This is a genomic window from Kitasatospora sp. NPDC023385 (assembly GCF_055664045.1).
On record NZ_JBVOOL010000001.1, the window covers coordinates 12,930 to 33,555 of the forward strand.

A 20,626-nucleotide genomic window follows, 5' to 3' on the forward strand; every position below is an offset into this window, starting at 1 on the left:
TGTTCCTATCAGTTCCACACTCCACGCACCAGGATGCACGTGCATCCGGCCTTGCATATGCCAATAGTGCGACTGCACGTGAATCGACTCTTGCATCTGCAGTGAGCGCACACCACCATGGTGCACGTGCACCTGCACATCCCTGGCAATCCCGCGGGCTCCGCGTCGACCCCACGCGCGACTCCGTGCACCGGCTCGACGGCGTCCCCCGCGCCATCGGGCGTTCGTGTGCGCGCGCGCCTGGTCGAGGGGGCGGCCGAGCGGCCGAGCGAGTCGGAGGTGACCGGCATGACCCCGGCGGGTCCAGCCGTGTCCGCCCCCTTATGGGAGGAGCTCTTCATGAGCACCGGTACGGCTTTGGCGGTTGACCCCCATGTGCTCACCTGTACGCTCGCTCCTCGCTACGAAGCCGTCAGAACCGCGCGCGACTTCGCCCGGACCACGCTCCAGCGCTGGGGACTGACGGAGCTGTTCGACGATGTCGCGCTGGTGGCCTCCGAACTCGTGACCAACGCGCTCCGGCATGCGATCGGCGCACGGCCCGATCCGGCGGGCTGCGCCCAGGGCGAGTACGACCTTCCCATGCAGCCGGCCCCCGAGGGCCGACTGCCGATCCGAATAAGCCTTGTGCACCGCGCGCCCCAGGTGGTCTGCGCGGTGAGCGACCCGAGCAGTATCGGGCCGGTGGCCCGGGAGGCGGACTTCGTCGCCGAATCCGGCCGCGGACTACACCTGGTGGAGTCCTTCAGCCGCTCCTGGGGCTGGCACCCACTGGGCAGCGGCAAGGTGGTGTGGGCGATGTTCGCGGCGGAGCAGATCGGCGGTTCGCCGCTCGACGGACACCCCGAGGCCGGCGGGCGATCGGCGCTCGACGCGCTCGGCGGACCGGTCGAGGTCGGCGGACGGCACCGGCGCTCGGCCTAGCGCCGGACGGTCGGCGGTCGGCGGTCGGCGGTCAGCGGTCAGCGGTCAGCGGTCAGCGTGACGCAGACCGCGCGGTGGGTGGCGGCCGGTCGAGGGGAACCCCGGGAGACACCACACCCCGGGTCGCTCCGCCAGGCGCCATCGGCAGCGCCCTGCCGGGAACATCACGGATGTCGTGAACGTCATGAACGTCATGGATGTCAACGGCGCCAGGGCGCCACGGGCGCCGGGCGTGCTGAGGACCTCCGGAAACAACGGCACAAAAGGTCGCATAAAAGACAAAAGACAAAGGCCGTCGCGGTGTCGGCACCCACGACGGCCCCCCGATGGTGAAGCACGGCGGCCGGTCAGACCGCCAGGTGGTCGAACTCCCCGCCCTTGGCCCCCAACAGCAGGGCCGCGATCTCGGCCCGGGTGTATATGAGCGCCGGGCCGTCCGGGAACCGCGAGTTGCGCATCGCCACATCGCCGCCCGGCAGGGCCGCGAACTCGACGCAGTTGCCCTGGGAGTTGCTGTGCCGGCTCTTCTGCCAGACCACCCCCTGGAGATCGGCGGCGGCCATCCCGTTGTAGGTGTCGAACGAGCCGTGCGTGTCCTGCGAGTCGTGCATAGAGATCTCCCGAAGAGCTCCGGAGTTGTGGTCCAGCGCGGCGCCCCCGGCACCGCCGAACGAACGGACCGGCCCCGTACCGGTCCGGCACAACGCCCCACTTGACGCGATGATAGCTGTAGTGCACGTGCATCAGCACGGGACAGTGCAGGTGCACGAGGCCTTTTACCCGCAGCCGCGAACTCTTCACGGGCCCTTCTTCTGACGGTACGTAAACGGACATAGCCGAGTGAATCGTCGAGCGCGCGATAACCGGCCGTGAGCAGCCCCCCGCTGAATGTTGATCTTCGAATGCCGGGAGTCGCACCGCCGTGACCCTGCGTCAGGCGACCTCCATACTGTGAGACATCTCACGCACCACAGCCGCAACGCCGCGCCCCGCTGGGCACGTCAAGGCAATGGCCCACACTCACACGGGGGTTGGGCGAAGTATGTCCGGATTGTAGGCAAACCACCCGAACCGGGACCGAAACGCACCGGGTCCGTACCAGGTCCGTGCCGCGATCGTCCGAAACCTGTGCGGCAGCCGACTGCAGGCCTGACGGGCCGATGTCCTACGATCTCCGGCATGAGCACCGCAGCCATCCCGGGCGCGCCACTGCCCGTCCGCACTCCAGGCTCCCGTGCGCGGGGGCGCCACCGTCGTCCCGAGCGCCCCGAGATCCCGGCCAGCGCCCCCGCCCTGGTGCTCGCCGTGCCCGCGACCGCCGGGCCCGAGTCCCGGTCGGTCGTCGAGGAGCTGCTTTCAGTCGTCCGCAGCGAGCAGAACGGCGTCCAGGCGACGGTCGGCTACCTCCCCCGCGCGTTCGCCGAGGACGGGGGCGGCGACGACCGCACCGTCGCCGAGCTCCTGGCGGCCACCGCCGAGGCCGGGCTGCCGATGCCCGTCCTGGTGCCGCTGGTGCCCGGTCCGCACCACTTCCTGCCCGAACTCCACGCGCTCGCCGCCGAGTACGGCGCGCCCGTCACCGACGCGCTCGGCCCGCACCCGCTGCTCGCCGAGGCCGTCCACGTACGGCTCTCCGAGGCCGGGCTGGCCCGTGCCGACCGGGCCCGGCTGTTCGCCATCGCGACCGCCGCGGACGGCGTGGTCCTGACCACCGTCGGAGGTGAGGACGCGGCCGCCGCGGCCGGCATCACCGGCGTGCTGCTGGCCGCCCGACTGGCCGTCCCGGTCGTGGCCGCCGCACTCGACGTGCCCGGCTCGGTGGCCGCGGCCGTCAACCACCTCAAGGAGACGGGCTCGCAGCGCCCGGCGCTGGCCCCGCTGGTGATCGGGCCGGAGGCCGACTCCGAGCTGCTGGCCACGGCCGCCGAGGAGACCGGCTGCCCGTCGGCCGCGCCGCTGGGCGCCTACCCGACCGTCGGCCAGCTGATCGCCTCCACCTACCTGGCCGCGCTGCCCACGCCGTCCCCGGAGGACCTGGCGCGGGCCGAGGCGGAGGCTGCGGCCGCCGCCGAGGCCGAGGGAGCCATGGAGGGCGCTCGCGGCGCCCACGCGGCCGCCCAGAGGTCTGTCGGACAGTAGACGCCGCGCGTCCGTCGACGCGCACGAAGGGCCCGGAACGGCTTCCGTTCCGGGCCCTTTCGCTTTGCTCCTCCTCCTGCGCCGTACCGGAGTTAAGCCGACCATGGAGAGAAATGTCCGATCTGGCGCTATTTGCAGGTAATTGACCGGCGCACTCTCCGGCGCTCGCATCACGCCTTCCCCCTGACTTGAGCAGTACGCGGCTCCGCGCCTCGACGCTCCGTCACACTTTTCCTGAGGCAAAGACAGTTGTGCACATCCGCAATGCGATTGCCGAAAAACGATCATTTACGATCATGATGGCCAGCCATTTTGGCACTTCTCTCTAAACCGTGATGAGCGTCACAGGTGTTTGCAGTTTGAACTTAAGTCTGCTTAACGTGCTCCCCGTTCGTGATTCCACGGACCCAGTTCATCCGCGACGCCGAGTCCTGCCGTCGGATGTTCTGGCAGCGCGAAAACGCACCACGGCAGGAGCGGGGGAACCACAGGTAAGTCGCCCCGGACCGCTCTTCGGAACGGTTCAGGGCTAGGGGTGAAGCCGCGCTCAAGCGCGGCCGGGCAACTCCAGCCCGAATCCGACAGCTCACCTCGCAGGCGTGGGAGAGGACCGCGTCTTCATGCTGCCCACCAACGGCACCCGTCTGTCCGGCCGCACCCGCCGCGTGATCGCCGCCATCGGCGTCGCGGGCATCGGTCTCACCATCCCGTGCCTCGTCTCCGGCACCGCCTCCGCCGCCTCCGTCGCCACCTGGGACAAGGTCGCCCAGTGCGAGAGCGGCGGCAACTGGAGCATCAACACCGGCAACGGCTTCTACGGCGGCCTCCAGTTCACCTCCAGCACCTGGGCCGCGTTCGGTGGCACCGCCTACGCCTCGCAGGCCAACCAGGCCACCAAGGACCAGCAGATCGCCGTCGCCGAGAAGGTCCTCGCCTCGCAGGGCCCCGGCGCCTGGCCCGTCTGCTCGATCCAGGCCGGCCTGACCAAGGGCGGCGCTCCGGCCGCCGTCGACACCTCGGCCGGCACCGCCTCCGGTTCGACCGCCGCCAAGCCCGCCGCCCAGGCTGCCAAGCCGGCCCCGGCGCAGACCCAGACCCAGACCCAGGCTGCGAAGCCGGCCAAGCCCGCCGCGCCCGCCCAGGACGGCGCGCAGGCCGCCACCGGCTCCGCCACCAGCGACTGGGCCCAGAAGCGCCAGCAGCAGGCCCAGAGTGGCGACTACACCGTCGCGGCGGGCGACTGGCTGTCCGCCATCGCCGACAAGAACAACGTCCAGGGCGGCTGGCAGCGGCTCTACGAGCTCAACCGCGGCACCCTGACCGAGGGCCCGGACACCATCTACCCGGGCCAGCACCTGTCCTTCGGCGACCGCGGCCAGGCCCAGCCGTCCGCCTCGGCTGACCAGTCCTCCTCCGCCGACCAGTCCTCCTCGGCCAAGGCCGGTTCGGACTTCACCTGGTTCAACCGCTCGCAGAAGTCCGGCCAGTCCGCGAACGGCGGTGCCGTGAACGCCCAGCCGACCGCGCAGACCCAGGCTGCGAAGCCGGCCGCCCCCAAGCCGGCCGCCCCGGCGCAGACCCAGACCCCGGCCCCGGCCGCCACCGGCAGCATGGCCGCCGCGGTGTCCTTCGCCGAGTCGAAGGTCGGCCAGGCCTACGTGTACGGCGGCACCGGCAACGGCGGTTGGGACTGCTCCGGTCTGACCCAGGCCGCGCTGCGCGCCGCGGGCATCTCCGTCCCGCGCGTCGCCGCCGACCAGGCCGCCGCCAGCACCCACGTCTCGCTGGACAGCCTGCAGCCGGGCGACCTGCTGTTCTGGTCCAACAACGGCCAGGACTCCGGCGTCTACCACGTCGCCATCTACGTCGGCGGCGGCAAGTACGTCGAGGCCGCCAACCCGAGCTCGGGCGTCCGCGAGCAGACCGTCGCCAACTGGGCGCCGGACTTCGCCGGCCGAGTCTGAGAACACCGCACGGCCGACGGCCGACAGTGTTCGGCGGACGGACGGCGGCGAACAGCTGACAGCGGTCAGCTACCAGATGACAGGTAACAGATAACAGATTTCAACATCTGTCATCCGTCCGCTGTCGGCCACCGCCCGACCGATGACCGCCCGCCACCCCCGGGGAGAGTGCGACCACTCCTCCCCGGGGGTTCCGGCGTATCCCCCGCGCAGGAGGGCTGACGCGGCGAACGTCGAAGGGTCCTGGCGGGCAACTGCCCTCCAGGACCCTTCCGTTGGTCTCCAGCCGTCGTCCGGCCGTCGTCCAGCCGTCGTCCAGCCGTCGTCCGGCCGTCGTCCGACCAGCCCGGCAGCACTCCCACCGACCCGCCGCTCAGCGCGCGCCGGCTCCGGTGGACCCCCGCATCACCAGCTCCGGCTGGAACATGAACTCGCCGCGCTGGGCCGCGTTCCCGCCGACCTCCTCCAGCAGCGCGTCCACCGCCGCCGTGGCCATCGCCTCGACCGGCTGCCGGATCGTGGTCAACGGCGGCTCGGTGAAGGCGATCAGCGGCGAGTCGTCGAACCCGACCACCGACACGTCGTGCGGCACCGACAGCCCGCGCTGCCGCACCGCCCGGATCGCCCCGAGCGCCATCATGTCGCTCCCGCAGACGATCGCCGTGCAGCCCTTGTCGAGCAGCGCGCCCGCGGCCGCGTGCCCGCCCTCCACGCTGAACAGCGTGTGGTGGACGAGGTCCTCGGCCTCCTCCTGGCTACGCCCGAACACCTCGCGCATCGCCGCCGTGAAGCCCTCGATCTTGCGCAGCACCGGCACGTACCGGCGCTGCCCGACGGCCAACCCGATCCGCTCGTGGCCGAGTTCGGCCAGGTGCTGGACGGCCATCCACATCGCGGCTCGGTCGTCCGGCGAGATGAACGGCGCGTCGATCTTCTCGCTGAAGCCGTTGATCAGGACGAACGGCACCCCGCGCCCGGCGAGCCGGGCGTAGCGGTCGTGGTCGGCGGTGGTGTCGGCGTGCAGTCCGGAGACGAAGACGATGCCCGCCACGCCCCGGTCCACGAGCATCTCCACCAGTTCGTCCTCGGTGGATCCGCCCGGGGTCTGGGTGCAGAGCACCGGGGTGTAGCCGTGCCGGCTGAGCGTCTGCTCGATCACCTGGGCCAGCGCGGGGAAGATCGGGTTGCTCAACTCCGGTGTGATCAGGCCGATCAGCCCGGCGCTGCGCTGGCGCAGCCGGGTCGGCCTCTCGTACCCGAGCACGTCGAGCGCCGCCAGCACGGTCTGCCGGGTGGCGGCGGAGACGTTCGCCTTGCCGTTGAGTACGCGGGAGACGGTGGCTTCGCTGACCCCCGCCTGCGCCGCGATGTCTGAGAGTCGCGCCGTAGTCACGGTCCCAGAGCCTATTGCAACCACGTCAGACCGCCCACCAGCCGGTGCTGTCCGGAGCGAGCACCGTCTCGCCGCCGTCCACCACGAGGTCGGTCGAGGCGAGCAGCAGCGTTCCGGGGGCCGCGATCCGCACCGGTTCGGCGGTGGTGTTCACGGTGCAGACGAAGGTGCCGCGGCGGAAGGTCAGGGTGCCTTCCGGTCCGTCCAGCCACTCGACCTCCGTTCCGGCGCCGAGGTCGGGCTGGGCCCGGCGGACGGCCAGCGCGCTGCGGTACAGCTCCAGGGTGGAGTTCGGGTCGCCGGTCTGTGCCTCGACGCTGAGTTCGGCCCACTCGGCCGGCTGCGGCAGCCAGGACGGACCGCCGGCCGCCGGTCCGAAGCCGTACGGGGCTTCGGTGCCGGACCACGGGATCGGCACGCGGCAGCCGTCGCGGTAGCCGTCCTGTCCGGCCTGGCGGAAGAACGACGGGTCCTGGCGCACCTCGTCGGGCAGGTCGGTGACGTCGGGCAGGCCGAGTTCCTCGCCCTGGTAGACGTAGGCGGAGCCGGGCAGGGCGAGCATCAGCAGGCTCGCGGCGCGGGCGCGGCGCAGGCCGAGTGCGCGGTCGCCGGGGGTGCGGATCTGGGTGCCGAGGCCGGGCGGGTTGGCGAATCGGGTGGCGTGCCGGGTGACGTCGTGGTTGGACAGCACCCAGGTGGTGGGGGCGTCGACCGGGCGCATCGAGTCGAGCGAGAGGTCGATCACCTCGCGCAGTGCGGTGGCGTCCCAATCGGTGCCCAGGTACTGGAAGTTGAAGGCCTGGTGCAGTTCGTCGGGGCGGACGTAGTTGGCGGTGCGCTGGACGGTCGGGGTCCAGGCTTCGGCGACGCCGATCCGCTGGCCCGGGTACTCGTCGAGGATCTTGCGCCAGCTGCGGTAGATCTCGTGCACGCCGTCCTGGTCGAAGAACGGCATGACGTCGTTGCCGAGCAGCTTGAGCTGGTCGGCGCCGCCGAGGTCGGGCAGGCCGGGAGCCTTGACCAGGCCGTGGGCGACGTCGATGCGGAAGCCGTCCACGCCCATGTCGAGCCAGAACCGCAGGATGGAGCGGAACTCGTCGGCGACGGCCTGGTTCTCCCAGTTGAAGTCGGGCTGCTCGGGGGCGAACAGGTGGAGGTACCAGTCGCCGGGGGTGCCGTCCGGGTTCTCGGTGCGGGTCCAGGCGGGGCCGCCGAAGATGGACTCCCAGTCGTTGGGCGCCAGTTCGCCCTTCTCCCCCTTGCCGGGGCGGAAGTGGTAGCGGTCGCGCAGCGGGGAGCCGGGGCCTTCGCGCAGGGCCCGCTGGAACCACTCGTGCTGGTCCGAGGAGTGGTTGGGGACGAGGTCGACGATGATCCGCAGGCCCAGCTCGTGGGCGTCGCGGATGAGGGCGTCGGCGTCCAGCAGGGTGCCGAACATCGGGTCCACCGCCCGGTAGTCGGCGACGTCGTAGCCGGCGTCCGCCTGCGGCGAGGCGTAGAACGGTGAGAGCCAGACGGCGTCCACGCCGAGATCGCGCAGGTAGGGCAAGCGGCTGCGGATGCCGGGCAGGTCGCCCATGCCGTCGCCGTTGGAGTCGGCGAAACTGCGCGGGTACACCTGGTAGATGACCGCGTCCCGCCACCAGCCTCTGGACTCGCTGCCAGTCACCGGAGCCAGGGTGGCCGCCTCGTGAGCGGTTTCGGCGGCAGGCCGGGAGGTGTCGGCCAGGTTCTGGGTCATGGACGGTATCCCTCGGGGATCGGAGGAGCGGGGAGCGTTGCGCGCGTGGCGGTCCGCGTCAGGCGTCACGACTTGGAGGCGCCGGCGGTCAGGCCGGTGACCAGGTGGCGCTGCACCAGGTAGAAGAAGGCCGCGGACGGGATCGCGATCAGCACGGCGGTGGCGGCCATCAGGTTCCACTGCGCGTCGTGCTCGCTCACGAAGGTCTGCAGGCCCACGGCCAGCGTGTACTTGTCGGAGCTGAGCATGAACGTCGAGGCGAACGGCACCTCGGCCCAGTAGGTGAGGAACGAGTAGAAGGCGGCGACCGCCAGGCCCGGACGGGCGAGCGGCAGCACCAGCCGCCAGAAGGTGCCGAACGGGCTGAGCCCGTCGACCCGGCCGGCCTCGTCGATCTCGACCGGGATGGTGTCGAAGTAGCCCTTCAGCAGCCAGGCGCAGTACGGCACGGTGGTGGTCGAGTAGACCAGGATCAGGCCGGTGTAGCTGTCCAGCAGGCCGAGTTGGGAGAGCATCGTGTACATCGGCACGATCAGCACCGCGATCGGGAACATCTGGGTGACCAGCAGCGACCACATCAGTGGCTTGTGCCCGGGGAACTTCATCCGGGAGACGGCGTAGCCGGTGGTGGCGGCGACCAGCACGCCGAAGACGGTGGTGACGCCGGAGACCAGCAGGGCGTTGCCGAACCAGGTGAAGAAGTCGGTGTCGGACAGCACGTGCTGGTAGTTCGACAGCGTGAGCTTGTCGAGGATGTGCCCGGGGTGGAGGTAGTCGGTCTTGTCCGGGCCGAGCGAGACGAAGAGGATCCACCCGACCGGGAACAGCGCGATCAGGCTGGCCACGATCAGGGTGCCGTGGGACAGCGCGCGGGCCAGCGGGCTGCTCTCGCCGCGTCGGCGGGCCCTGGCCGGCCGGACGGTCGGGGCCACGGGCGCCGCGGGGGCCGGGCGTTCGGTGGTGGTGCTCATCGGGGTTACCTGCCTTCGTGGGTCAACTGGGTCCGGGGCCTCAGCCGTTGGCCTGCTCGTTGCGGGCGAGCCAGCGCCGGTAGAAGGCGGTGAAGACGATCAGGATGGACAGCAGGATCACGCCGTAGGCGGCGGACTGCGCGTAGTCCCGGGGGATTTGGCCGAAGCCGAGGCGGTAGGCCCAGGTGACCAGCAGCTGGGCGTCGGGCGCGCCGGTGCCGAACAGCAGGAAGATGACGTTGAACTGGTTGAACGTCCAGATCACACCGAGCAGCACGACGGTGGAGGAGACGGAGCGCAGCCCGGGCATGGTGACGTACCGGAAACGCTGCCAGGGCGTGGCGCCGTCCATCTCGGCGGCCTCGTACAGCTCGGCGGGGATCGACTGCAGGCCGCCGAGCAGCGAGATCATCATGAACGGCACGCCGGCCCAGGTGTTCACGAGGATCGCGGCCGACTTCTGCGCCCAGGGATCGGTGAGCCAGCCGGGCTCGGGCAGGTGCAGGGTGGCGAGGATGCTGTTGATGACGCCGCCGTCGGAGAGCATCAGGCGCCAGGAGAAGACGGTGACGAAGGTCGGCACGGCCCAGGGCAGGATGAGCAGCATCCGGTAGACGGCGCGCCCGCGCAGCTTCTTGTTGAGCAGGAGGGCGAGGCCGAGGCCGAGGGTGTAATGGAGGAAGACGCAGACGGCCGTCCAGGCGATGGTCCAGACGAAGTGCGACCAGAAGCGGTCGTACGAGCCGGGGCCCCAGAGGATGTCGGCGTAGTTGTGGAAGCCGACGAACTCGTAGCTGGCCGGGATCTGGTTGACGCCGATCGTGCGGGCGACGTTGAGGCTGTTGGCGTCGGTGAGGGTGAGCCAGAGGCCCTCGGCGAGTGGGTAGAGCACCAGCGCGCCGAGCACCAGCACGACCGGGGCGATCATCGCGTAGGCGTACCAGTGCTTGGCGTAGGAGCGCTTGACGCGTTCCGGCAGGCTCGGACGCTGCTCGCGCTCCCGGCTGCCCTTGCCGGTGGCGCCCTGCACGGCGACTGACATCGTTTGCACCTTCTCGGGGGGTTCTCGGGCTCCGGGGAGTCCTCGGGGGAGCCGACGGCCCGGCCTGCCGGGGATGACGGATGACGGCGGACAACTGACAGATGATGAAATCTGTTCGCTGTCATTCGTTCGCTGTCAGGCAGTCGCTGTGATGCGTTCGCCGTTGTGCGTTCGCCGTCATCCGTCGGCCGGCAGGCCGGGCCCGGGGACTACTTGGCGAAGCCCGGCAGCAGCTTGGCGTAGTCGGTGGCGACGGTGTTCAGCGCGTCCTGGGTGCCGGTGCCCTGCGTGGCCTTGCCCAGGTTGGTGCCGAGCGAGGCGAACAGCGAGCTGTACTCGGGCAGTTCGGGGCGCGGCTTGGCGCTGCTCAGGATGCCCTGGAAGCCGGCGATGCCGGGGTCGGCCTTGACGTCGGCGGTGAAGGCGTCGGAGCGGGTGGGCAGCGTGGAGTTCTTCTGCGCGATGAACGCCTGGCTCTCGGCCGAGGTCATGAAGGCGGCGAACTTCTCGGCGGCGGCCTTGTGGGCCTTGTCCGCGCCGGCGTAGACGGCGATGTTGTGGCCGCCGGTGGGGGCGCCCGCCTTGCCGGCGGAGCCGGCGGGGACGGCGGCGATGCCGAGGTTGCTCTTGTCGGCGAAGGCCGAGCCCTTGTAGATGTTGGTGATCTCCCACGGCCCCTGGATGATCGCCGCGACCTTGCCGCTGTTGAAGGCGTCCATCATGTGGGCGTAGGCGTCGGTGGTCACGTCGGCCTTGGCGGTGCCGGGCGAGGTGAACATCGTCTTGTAGGTGTCGATGGCCTTGACGGCCTCCGGCGAGGTGACGGTGATCTTCTTGCCGGCGGCGTCGACGGTGTCGGTGCCCTCGCCGAACAGGAACGGCATGGCGTAGTAGCCGTCGGCGGCCTTCAGCCAGAAGCCGTCCACGCCGGCCTTGTCCTTGACGGCGGCGGCGTCGGCCTTCAGCTCGTCCCAGGTCTTCGGGGCCTCGGTGATGCCGGCCTTGGTGAACAGCTCCTTGTTGTAGAGCAGGCCGAGGGTGTCGGTCACCAGCGGGACGCCGTACAGCTTGCCCTCGTACTTGGCCTGCTGGATCAGGCTCGGCTGGAAGGCGGAGGTATCGGCGGCGGCCGGGGTGCCGTCCAGCGGCTCCAGGTAGCCGGCCTTGGCGAAGGCGGCGGTCCAGCCGACCTCGGAGCGGAACACGTCCGGAGCGCCCTTGGCCCCCATGGCGGTCTGGAGCTTGTTCTGCGCCTGGTCGAAGGGGACGTTGACGAAGTCGACCTTGACGTTCGGGTTGGCGGCCTCGAACTTCTTGACGAGCTCCTGGTAGTTCGGTGCCTCGTTGGTGGCGTTCGAAGTGTCCCAGTACGTGAGGGTGACCGGCCCGTCGGCCTTGCCGTCCGAGCTGGAGCCGCTGCTGCCACAGGCAGCCATCGAGACCGCGAGGGCCACAACGAGGGCAGAGGCCGCGATGCCACGCCGCATGAGAACTCCTTGGGAGGGTGGGGGTGCCCGAGATGTTCGGAGACAGGCGCATAATGGCTGCCTCGTGCCGACCGCACCGTTGCTGCCGTCGGGCTCGGGAAGGAAGTTAACAGCGGGGAAAGATCGACGGAAAGACCTTGCAGCAAGTTTCTGCAAGAAACGGAGATCGTTACATCTGCGTGTCCTGGACGTTGCCGCCCGGTAGTTGATCCGACGCCGATTGCCCCACTTCGCCCGATTCACCCCGTCCGCCGGTGGCCTACCGGACCACCGTGCGTGGCCGAAAGCCTCCTGCAGGAGACTGGACGCATGCGCATCAGAGCCGTCACCAGGGCCGAACTACCGCTGCTCGCCGAGCTGGAACGCGCCGCCGGCGCCCCCTTCGCCGCGATCGGCATGCCGGAGATCGCCGAGGACGAACCCCCGGCACCGGAGGAGCTGGCGCACTACCTCGACCGGGGCGTCGCACTGGCCGCCGAGACCCCCGGCGGAGCGCTCGCCGCCTACCTGCTGGCCGAACCGGTCGACGGCGCGCTGCACATCGAACAGGTCTCCGTCCACCCCGACCATGCGCGCCGCGGCATCGGCCGGGAGCTGATCGAGCACCTCGCCGAAACCGCCGACGCCCCCGCGCTCACCCTCACCACCTTCGCCGACGTCCCCTGGAACGCGCCCTACTACGCGCGCTGCGGCTTCCGCCCGCTGACCGACGAGGAGCTCACCCCGGGCCTGCGCGAGATCCGCCGCCGGGAGGCCGAGCACGGCCTGGACCGATGGCCCCGGCTCTGCATGCGCCGGGACCTGCGGCGGTGACCGGCCGGGCCGTGCCCCACTCGGCCCTGCCCGACCACGCCGTACCCAGCCAGGCCGGCCCCGCTAGGCCGTGCCCAGCCGCAGCACGGTCGTCGAGCGGAACTCCTCGCCCGGCCGCAGCACCGTGCTCGGGAACGCCGGGTGGTGCGGGGAGTCCGGGAAGTGCTGGGTCTCCAGCGCGATCCCGGCGAACGGCCCGTACGGGACGCCGCTCGCGCCGGTGACCGCGCCCTGGAACTTGTTCGCCGTGTAGACCTGGATGCCCGGCTCGGTGGTCAGCACCTCCAGGGTGCGGCCGCTGACCGGGTCCTCCAGCAGCGCCGCCCGCGCCGGACTGCCGTCCGCCGGCCGGGCGCGCAGCACCCAGTTGTGGTCGTAGCCGCCGGGCCCGGCCAGCTGCGGGTGCCGGTCGTGCACCGACTTGCCGATCGGCGTGGCGACCGTGAAGTCGAACGGCGTGCCGGCCACCGGCTCGGTCCGCCCGTACGGGATCTGCCGCTCGTCGGCCGGGGTGTACTCGTCGGCGTCCAGGGTGAGCAGGTGGCCGAGGACGTCGCCGCTGCCTTCACCCGCGAGGTTGACATACGCGTGGTTGGTCAGGTTGACGACGGTCGGTTTGCCGGTGACGGCCCGGTAGCTGATCACCAGCTCGCCGTCGGCGTCCAGCGTGTACGTGACGCTGACGTCCAGTGCGCCCGGGAAGCCCTGGTCCCCGTCCGGGCTGTGCAGCCGTAGCCGCACCCCGCCCTCGACCGGCTCGGCCGCCCACATCCGGTGCGCGAAACCGTCCGGGCCGCCGTGGATGGTCATGCCGCCGCCGGTGGGGGCGAGCTGGTGCTCCTCGCCGTCGATGGTGACCGACGAGCGGTCGATCCGGTTGGCGTACCGGCCCACCACCGTGCCGTAGTGCCGGGCCGGCCCGAGGATCTGGGCCAACGCGTCGGTGGACAGCAGTAGTTGCGCGGATCGCCCGGAGCGGTCCGGCGCGCTCAGGGTGTGCAGGGTGGCGCCGAGGGTGAGCACGCTCGCCTCGTACGGGCCGGCCGTCAGCGTCCAGCGCCCGATCGCGGCGCCCGCGCCGGAGGGATCGAGGGGTTCGTGCCGCACGCTGGTGGCCTCGCTCGCCATGGCCTGCTCCTCACTGGCGTCGGCGGCGCACCGCGACCGCCCGGTTCCTGGTCCGTCGAGGGCTCGCCGCGGCAGGCCCGTGCCCGTCAGCCTAGCGACGGCGGTGGTGACGGGGGCGCTTCCACACCCGCGCGCGCCGCCGGTACCCGGCAACCGCCCGCCGACCCCCGGAGCCGCCGCCACCGCCGCCACCAGCGCCGCCGCCGCCGTACGGAGCGCCGCCTCCTACTTCCCCTGCTCCTCCGCCGCCCGGGTGGCCTCCCGCTGCTGCGCCGCCAGCCCGAGCGCCGAGGCCAGCCCGTCCGGCCCGCTGCCCGCCTTGCGGTAGACCGCCGCCAGCCGCCGGTTGACCAGGCTGATGTGCACCCCGAGCTCCTCCGCGATCCGCTGCGGCGGCACGCCCTGCACGGCCCGCTTGGCGACGTCCCACTCGGGCCTGCTAAGCGTCTCCAGCGTGTCCTGGACGTCGCGCAGCTCCAGCCGGTTGGGCCGCAGGCCGTAGTTGGCCAGCTCCCGCCGCGCCTGGTCGACCAGCCCCTCCGCCGAGCAGTGCTGGGCCAGTTCGATGCCCTGGTACAGGTGCTCCTGGGCGTCCTCCAGCCGTCCGACCCGGCGCAGCGCGGCGCCGAGGTCGACCAGCGCGGCGGCGTGCTCGTACCCGGCCGGGGACTGCCCGAGGTGCGTCACGGCCTGCTCCAGCAGCTCGACCGCCTGCTGCCCGTCCTCGATCCGGGCCTGCAGCCTCAGCGCACCGCCGATCGCCGAGGCGGTGCCGAAGTCGCGCGCGTCCCGGACGGCCCTCTGGGCGTACTCGCGGGACCGTTCGGGCTCGTCGTCCGCGATCGCGATGGCGAGGTGGCCGGCCCAGGGCGCCCAGACGGTGTTGCGCCAGCCGCGGACCTCCAGCTGGGAGCCGGCCTCGGTGAGCGCCGCCGCCGCGCCCGCGTGCCGGCCCTTGGCGATCAGCAGCTTGCCGTACAGCGAGGCCGCGTCCGGCAGCACCATCGCGGTCGCGTGGTAGGGCGGGTGGAAGCCGAAGTCGTTGGCCAGCTCCCACGCCTCGTCGACCCGGCCGCGGGCGATCAGGGTGTCCACCAGCACGCCGACGGCGTCCCAGGCCAGTGGCAGCTTCTTCCCGATCCGCTCGGAGATGCGGTGCGCCCGGCGCAGGAAGTCCTCGGCCTCGGCGAGCAGGCCGCGGCGGAACCGGGCCAGCCCCATCAGGAAGTACGCGAAGCCCCGGTGGGCACCGCTCCAACCGGCCAGCTCGAACTGGATGATGGCGTCCGCGGCCAGCCGCTCGGCCTGGGCGACGCGGTCGTTGTAGATGTACGTGAGGCCGAGCATCGACGGCAGTTCGAAGCCCCAGGTGGTGTCCGTCCAGCCCAGGCCCTTGGGCAGTCGGCCGCCGTCCAGGACCTCGTCGGCGAGCTCGAGCGCCTCGGCGGAGGGGGCGCCGCGCAGGGTGAGGTCCCAGGCCCGCATGACGAGCACGGCCCGGTCCGCGGCCTCGCGACCGGGCAGGCCGCGGTACATCTCCTCGAGCCGGGCGGAGCGCTCGGGCCCGTTCTCCTCGGACTTGCGGAAGGCGTGCCACATGAACGAGGCGGCCTGGAGCCGCTGCCGCCCGGCCGGATCACGGGTCTTCTCGGCCTCGTCCTGGCAGACCAGGGCGGCCTGGCGCAGTTCGCCGCTGTGGGCGAGCACCTCGGACAGCCGGAAGGTGGCGTCCACCCGCAGTTCGGGGCGCAGCGGCCCCTCGTCGGGGTCGAGGGCGAGCTTGAGCTGGTTGACGGTGGCGACGGGGTCGGTGAGGAGCGCGGAGCAGCCGAGTTCGTACATCACCTCGGCCTTGATCTCGTCGGCGGGCGGTTCTTTGAGCGCGCGGTGCAGGCAGCGCTGGGCGGCCTCGGGGGCGCCGATCAGCTGGTGTTCGACGGCGGCGCGGCGCAGCTTCTTGACGATCCGGTCGTCGCCCTCGCCGGAGTGGGTCTCGACCAGGTGGCGGGAGGCGGCGAGCAGGCCGAGTCCGGCGTTCTCGATCTCGGCGGCGGCGATGCCGTGCATGCCGAGTCGGGTGGCGTCGGGCATGGTCTTGTAGATGGAGCTGGCGATCAGCGGGTGGACGAACTCCAGGTTCCCGTTGGGGGCCTGGGTGAGCACGCGCTGCTTGCGCAGTTGCTTGATGGAGTCGCGGGCGCCCTCGCTGCTCTGGGTGGAGATCCGGGTGGCGAGGTCGACCCGGATGTCGGTGCCCAGCATGGCGCAGGCCCAGGCGAAGCGCAGGGTGGAGGCGCCGAGCCGGTCGAGCCAGCTCTTGAGGGTCATCCCGGTGGCGTCGACGGCGAGTTCGCGCAGTTGGCGGGAGTTCTCCTCGACCGGCTCGAGCTCCTGGTCGCGGACCTGGTCGAGCAGGGCGACGGCTTCGAAGGGGTTGCCGTTGACGACGTTCCAGAACTCGTAGCAGAAGGCGTCCTCGGCCTTGTCGCCGAGCTCGGCGCGGATCATGTCGGTGACGGAGTTCAGGTTGAGGCGGTTGAGCTCGTGCCTGCGGCCCTTGAGGGCGAGGACGTTGCGGCGGAAGTCCTGGGTGGGGGTCGGCCAGTCGCTCTCGTCATCGCGGAAGGCGAAGACGAGCAGGACGGGCAGTTCACCGGAGCGGACGGCGAACTTGGTGAGCCAGGAGAGGGATTCCCCGTCCGCCCAGTGCAGGTCGTCGACGATCATCACCATCGGCGCGCGGCGCGGCGCGAGCTGGGTGAGTACGTAGTCGAGGCCGTCGCGCACGCCCTGCGGGTCGAGGCGGCGGGCGCCGGCCCTGGGCTGCTTGAGGCCCATGGCCGGTCCGACGACCTCCTCCCAGGTGCCCATGACCTGGCGGAACTCGTCCGGTTGCAGGGCGGTGAGGACGGGCTGGAGGAGTTGGCGCAGTACGTGGTAGGGCTCCTTGAACTGCTGTTCTCCGCCTCGGGCGAACAGCACGGTGGCACCCTCGCGGAGCTTGGCGATCCGTCGGACCTCGTGCAGCAGGCTGGTCTTGCCGATGCCCGGGCGGCCGGAGAAGACGAGCAGGTCGCCGATCTCGGTGCCGCCGGCGGCGAATTCGCGGCAGAGCCGGTCGACGGCGGCCTCCACCGATCGCAGTTCGGCGTCGCGGTCCCGCAACCGGGTCCGGGCCGCGGCACCGTCGCCGTCCCGGCCGGAACCAGCTCCCGTCCGGAGTTCGTTCTTCTGCTCGGTCACCGTCGCGCCTCCGCCTCGCCCGATCGCGTCACAGCTCCATCACTGCGTGGAGCCGAGGTTAGCGCTGCGTGGGCCGCGGCGTGTGGCATTCGTGCTGGTTGGGACGGACGGTGAGGGTTCGGACTGCTTGCCAAGGGCAATTGCCCTATATCCCTAACGTCCGATCATTCCATCCGATACCCTACGGCCCTCGGGCCACGGATGATCTTGCGGAACCCACCCTCACCATCTTCGCCCCACCACGTCAACTCCCCCACGACCACCGCTCGAACACTTAGCGCCCCCACCCTCCGCTGCACCGGGAGTCCGATGTCTGACGACAGCTCACTTCAGATTCCGTTCCCGCACCGCCGCAGTCCGCACGGCCGGTACGCCACCGCACTGCACCGCGACTGGCTGATCCGCCACCCCCTGCTCCCCGACGCCGACCACCCCGGCTACGCGCACTGGGAGGTCGTCGACCTCGCCGCGCTGGGCTACCCCGACGCCGGCCCGGACGAACTCGCCCTGGCCGCCGACCTGATGGGCTTCTACTTCCTCTTCGACGACCAGTTCGACGGCCCGCTCGGCCGCCGCCCCTCCGAGGTCGCCCCGATCTGCGAACGGCTGATCGCCGTGCTGCACGGCGCCCGCCCCGACCAGGGCTCCGCCGTCGAGACCGCCTTCGCCGACCTCTGGAACCGCAGCGTGCACGGCATGCCCGCGCGCTGGCAGGCGCGCGCCGCGTACAACTGGGAGTACTACCTGGCCAGTCACCCGGCCGAGGCGGCCGGCCGGATCTCCACCCGGCCCCCGGACCGGGACGGCTACCTCGAACTCAGACGGGGAACCGCGGCGATGGAGACCATCTTCGACATGGTCGAGCGGCTCGGCCAGTTCGAGGTCCCCGCCGCCGTGCTGCACCATCCGGTACTGCGTCAACTCCGCCAGCTGGCAGCCGACATACCGTCACTCAGCAACGACGTGCAGTCCTACCCGCTGGAGGCGCCGCGCGGCGACGTCAACAACCTCGTCATGATCGTCCAGCGCGAGCGCCGCTGCTCGGCCGAGGAGGCCTGCGCGGCGGTCATCGCGGAGGCCCAGCTGATGGTCGAGCGCTGCGCCGAACTGCACGGCCGACTCCCCGACGTCTACCGCGAGTTGGGCCTGTCCAGGATCGAACGCGTGATCGCCCAGCGGTACGCGGACGGGCTGCTCACCTGGCTGGCCGGCTACCTCAACTGGGAGGCCCGCACCGGCCGTTACCACGCGGTCTGACACCCACCCCGCCGACGGGCGCACCGGCCGGGGCAGTCGGCCGGAGCCGCCGGCCGGCGAGACGGCCGCGCCCGCAGACCAGGCCAGCCGACCGGGGCAGCCGACCGGCGAGACAGCCGCGCCCGCGAGAACGGCCGGAACGCGCACCCTCCGTACGAACCCGGCGTACGGACCGTAGCCGCGCCGCGCGCCCGGCGGCTATCGTGCTCGACGGCGGGCGCCCCGACCGGGTGTGTCCGCCCCCCAGTGCGTGTCCTGACCCTCCCGCCGGGCCGCCCCCGACCGGGCGCCCCGGCGCGCCGCTCGCGGCCCTGCCGCCCGGGCGGTGCCCGACGTCGCGAGGAGACACCAGAGCATGACGGTCTACCAGCCCCCCGGCTCGCCCGGCAGCATCGTCGCCTTCCGCTCCCGGTACGAGCACTGGATCGGCGGCGGATGGACGCCCCCGGTGCGCGGCGAGTACTTCGGCGACCCGACCCCGGTCACCGGTGAGGTGTTCACCGAGGTCGCGCGCGGCACCGCCGAGGACATCGAGGCCGCGCTGGACGCGGCCCACGCCGCCGCCCCCGCCTGGGGCCGCACCCCGGCCGCCGAGCGCGCCCAGGTGCTGCTGCGGGTCGCCGACCGGATGGAGGCCAACCTGGAGCAGCTGGCCGTCGCGGAGAGCTGGGAGAACGGCAAACCGGTCCGCGAGACGCTGGCCGCCGACCTCCCGCTGGCCGTCGACCACCTGCGGTACTTCGCCGGCGCGCTGCGCGCCCAGGAGGGCGGTCTCTCCCAGCTGGACGAGGACACCGTGGCGTACCACTTCCACGAACCGCTGGGTGTGGTCGGCCAGATCATCCCGTGGAACTTCCCGATCCTGATGGCGGTCTGGAAGCTCGCCCCGGCACTCGCGGCCGGCAACGCGGTGGTGCTCAAGCCCGCCGAGCAGACCCCGGCCTCGGTGCTGCTGGTCGCCGAGCTGACCGCCGACCTCCTGCCGCCCGGCGTGCTCAACATCGTCACCGGTTTCGGCGAGGAGGCGGGCGCGCCGCTCTCCGCCAGCCCCCGGATCCGCAAGCTCGCCTTCACCGGCGAGACCGGCACCGGCCGGCTGATCGCCCGCGCGGCGGCCGACAACCTGATCCCGGTCACCCTGGAGCTCGGCGGCAAGAGCCCCAACGTGTTCTTCGCGGACGTCGCCGACGCCTCGGACGCCTTCTACGACAAGGCCGTCGAGGGCTTCGCGATGTTCGCCCTCAACCAGGGCGAGGTCTGCACCTGCCCGAGCCGCGCGCTGATCGACTCCGCGATCTACGAGCGGCTGCTCGCCGACGGCCTGGCGCGGGTGCGCGCGATCCGCCAGGGCGACCCGCTGGACACCGAGACCCAGGTCGGCGCCCAGGCCAGTGCCGAACAGCTGAAGAAGATCCTCTCCTACTTCGAGATCGGCCAGGCCGAGGGCGCCAAGATCCTCACCGGTGGCGAGCGCGCCGACCTCGGCGGCGCCCTGGCCGGCGGGTACTACGTGACGCCGACGGTCTTCGAGGGCGACAACTCGATGCGGGTCTTCCAGGAGGAGATCTTCGGCCCGGTGGTCTCGGTGACCCGCTTCGACGGCTTCGACCACGCCGTCGCCCTCGCCAACGACACCCAGTACGGGCTCGGCGCGGGCGTGTGGACCCGCAATCTCAACACCGCCCACCGGGCCGGACGCGCCATCCAGGCGGGCCGGGTGTGGACCAACTGCTACCACGCCTACCCCGCTCACGCGGCCTTCGGCGGCTACAAGAACTCCGGCATCGGGCGGGAGAACCACAAGGCGCTCCTGGAGCACTACCAGCAGACCAAGAACCTGCTGGTCAGCTACTCCCCCGACGCGGTGGGCTTCTTCTAGGACGGCCCGCGGCGGCGAGGTCCGACCTTCAGTGGCAAGGTCCGGCCTTCAGTGGCGAGGTCCGACCTGCGGCAGTGACGTCCGGCCTGCGGCTGAGATGTGGAGCGGGAGACCGGAACCGGTCTCCCGCTCCACCGCCACTCCCCGCGGCGGGCATACGGGCAAATCGCCTGGTTCGGGATCTAAGCACATGAATCCCGCCATTTTGCCGACGCGCCGCCGACATGCCCGGACGGCCCCCGCCAACGCCGTAGACAGGACTCCCCGACCCCTCACCCGTCCACGGGAGTCCCGCATGACCATCGCCACCGCCAAGCTCAGCGACCCCGTCGTCCGCGACCTCGTCACCGCGATCAACGCGGGCGACCGCCAGGCCTTCGTCGGCCTGCTCGCCGCGGACGCGACCATGTCCGACGACGGCTCCGACCGGAACCTGGAGGAGTGGATCGACCGCGAGATCTTCACCGTCCACGGCCGGATGGACGTCCAGACCGAGTCGGACGGCGGCCGCGCGCTGGTCGCCAACTTCACCAACGACACCTGGGGCGAGATGCGCACCGCCTGGCGCTTCACCCTCGACGGCGGGAAGGTCAGCCGTTTCGAGACCGGCCAGGCGTGACGCCCGCGGCGCCGTGTGACGCCCCG

At 71.4% G+C, this 20,626-nt stretch carries 15 protein-coding genes and 1 riboswitch; of the genes, 7 read left to right on the plus strand and 8 right to left on the minus strand.

The window, feature by feature from the left end; all coding sequences use genetic code 11:
• Positions 1-339: 339 nt before the first annotated feature.
• On the plus strand, positions 340-924 hold the full coding sequence (locus AC0B61_RS00070) for an ATP-binding protein (protein ID WP_471738287.1): 585 nt from the start codon (positions 340-342) through the stop codon (positions 922-924).
• Between the two features lie 347 nt (positions 925-1,271).
• Here AC0B61_RS00070 and AC0B61_RS00075 read toward each other — a convergent pair whose 3' ends face one another.
• Positions 1,272-1,535, minus strand: a complete 264-nt coding sequence (locus AC0B61_RS00075; protein ID WP_471738288.1) for a DUF397 domain-containing protein — start codon at positions 1,533-1,535, stop codon at positions 1,272-1,274.
• Between the two features lie 568 nt (positions 1,536-2,103).
• Here AC0B61_RS00075 and AC0B61_RS00080 point away from each other — a divergent pair.
• Complete coding sequence (locus tag AC0B61_RS00080) at positions 2,104-3,063, plus strand: sirohydrochlorin chelatase family protein (RefSeq protein ID WP_471738289.1); 960 nt, start codon at positions 2,104-2,106, stop codon at positions 3,061-3,063.
• A gap of 443 nt (positions 3,064-3,506) precedes the next feature.
• Positions 3,507-3,676, plus strand: a riboswitch (cyclic di-AMP (ydaO/yuaA leader).
• Positions 3,663-5,027 carry a transglycosylase family protein gene (locus tag AC0B61_RS00085; protein WP_471738290.1) on the plus strand — a complete coding sequence of 455 codons (1,365 nt, stop codon included), beginning with the start codon at positions 3,663-3,665 and terminating at the stop codon, positions 5,025-5,027. Its footprint overlaps the riboswitch before it by 14 nt.
• A 373-nt stretch (positions 5,028-5,400) precedes the next feature.
• Here AC0B61_RS00085 and AC0B61_RS00090 read toward each other — a convergent pair whose 3' ends face one another.
• The 5 genes from AC0B61_RS00090 to AC0B61_RS00110 form a co-directional block, all read right to left on the minus strand.
• The gene (locus AC0B61_RS00090) at positions 5,401-6,420 is read right to left on the minus strand and encodes a LacI family DNA-binding transcriptional regulator (RefSeq protein WP_471738291.1); all 1,020 of its coding nucleotides are present in this window, start codon (positions 6,418-6,420) and stop codon (positions 5,401-5,403) included.
• Between the two features lie 25 nt (positions 6,421-6,445).
• Entirely contained in the window at positions 6,446-8,161 is a 1,716-nt protein-coding gene (locus AC0B61_RS00095; RefSeq protein WP_471738292.1) for a glycoside hydrolase family 13 protein, read from the minus strand.
• 65 nt (positions 8,162-8,226) lie between these two features.
• Positions 8,227-9,132 (minus strand): sugar ABC transporter permease, encoded by a 906-nt coding sequence (locus AC0B61_RS00100; protein WP_471738293.1) that lies wholly within the window; start codon positions 9,130-9,132, stop codon positions 8,227-8,229.
• 40 nt (positions 9,133-9,172) lie between these two features.
• On the minus strand, positions 9,173-10,174 hold the full coding sequence (locus tag AC0B61_RS00105; protein WP_471738294.1) for a carbohydrate ABC transporter permease: 1,002 nt from the start codon (positions 10,172-10,174) through the stop codon (positions 9,173-9,175).
• A 209-nt stretch (positions 10,175-10,383) separates the two neighbouring features.
• Positions 10,384-11,661 (minus strand): extracellular solute-binding protein, encoded by a 1,278-nt coding sequence (locus AC0B61_RS00110; RefSeq protein WP_471738295.1) that lies wholly within the window; start codon positions 11,659-11,661, stop codon positions 10,384-10,386.
• A 309-nt stretch (positions 11,662-11,970) separates the two neighbouring features.
• On the opposite strand from AC0B61_RS00110, the gene AC0B61_RS00115 reads away from it, so the two are divergent.
• Positions 11,971-12,474 carry a GNAT family N-acetyltransferase gene (locus AC0B61_RS00115; protein WP_471738296.1) on the plus strand — a complete coding sequence of 168 codons (504 nt, stop codon included), beginning with the start codon at positions 11,971-11,973 and terminating at the stop codon, positions 12,472-12,474.
• Between the two features lie 63 nt (positions 12,475-12,537).
• On the opposite strand, the gene AC0B61_RS00120 is transcribed toward AC0B61_RS00115, so the two are convergent.
• Complete coding sequence (locus AC0B61_RS00120) at positions 12,538-13,602, minus strand: aldose epimerase family protein (protein WP_471738297.1); 1,065 nt, start codon at positions 13,600-13,602, stop codon at positions 12,538-12,540.
• 225 nt (positions 13,603-13,827) lie between these two features.
• A complete protein-coding gene (locus AC0B61_RS00125) occupies positions 13,828-16,845 on the minus strand; it encodes an ATP-binding protein (RefSeq protein ID WP_471738298.1) in 3,018 nt (1,005 codons plus the stop codon).
• Between the two features lie 309 nt (positions 16,846-17,154).
• Here AC0B61_RS00125 and AC0B61_RS00130 point away from each other — a divergent pair, with 309 nt between their 5' ends.
• From AC0B61_RS00130 to AC0B61_RS00140, 3 genes are all read left to right on the plus strand, one after another.
• Positions 17,155-18,102 (plus strand): terpene synthase family protein, encoded by a 948-nt coding sequence (locus AC0B61_RS00130; protein ID WP_471738299.1) that lies wholly within the window; start codon positions 17,155-17,157, stop codon positions 18,100-18,102.
• 355 nt (positions 18,103-18,457) lie between these two features.
• Positions 18,458-19,981, plus strand: a complete 1,524-nt coding sequence (gene exaC / locus AC0B61_RS00135) for an acetaldehyde dehydrogenase ExaC (protein ID WP_471738300.1) — start codon at positions 18,458-18,460, stop codon at positions 19,979-19,981.
• A gap of 295 nt (positions 19,982-20,276) precedes the next feature.
• On the plus strand, positions 20,277-20,600 hold the full coding sequence (locus AC0B61_RS00140) for a nuclear transport factor 2-like protein (RefSeq protein WP_471738301.1): 324 nt from the start codon (positions 20,277-20,279) through the stop codon (positions 20,598-20,600).
• Positions 20,601-20,626 lie beyond the last annotated feature (26 nt).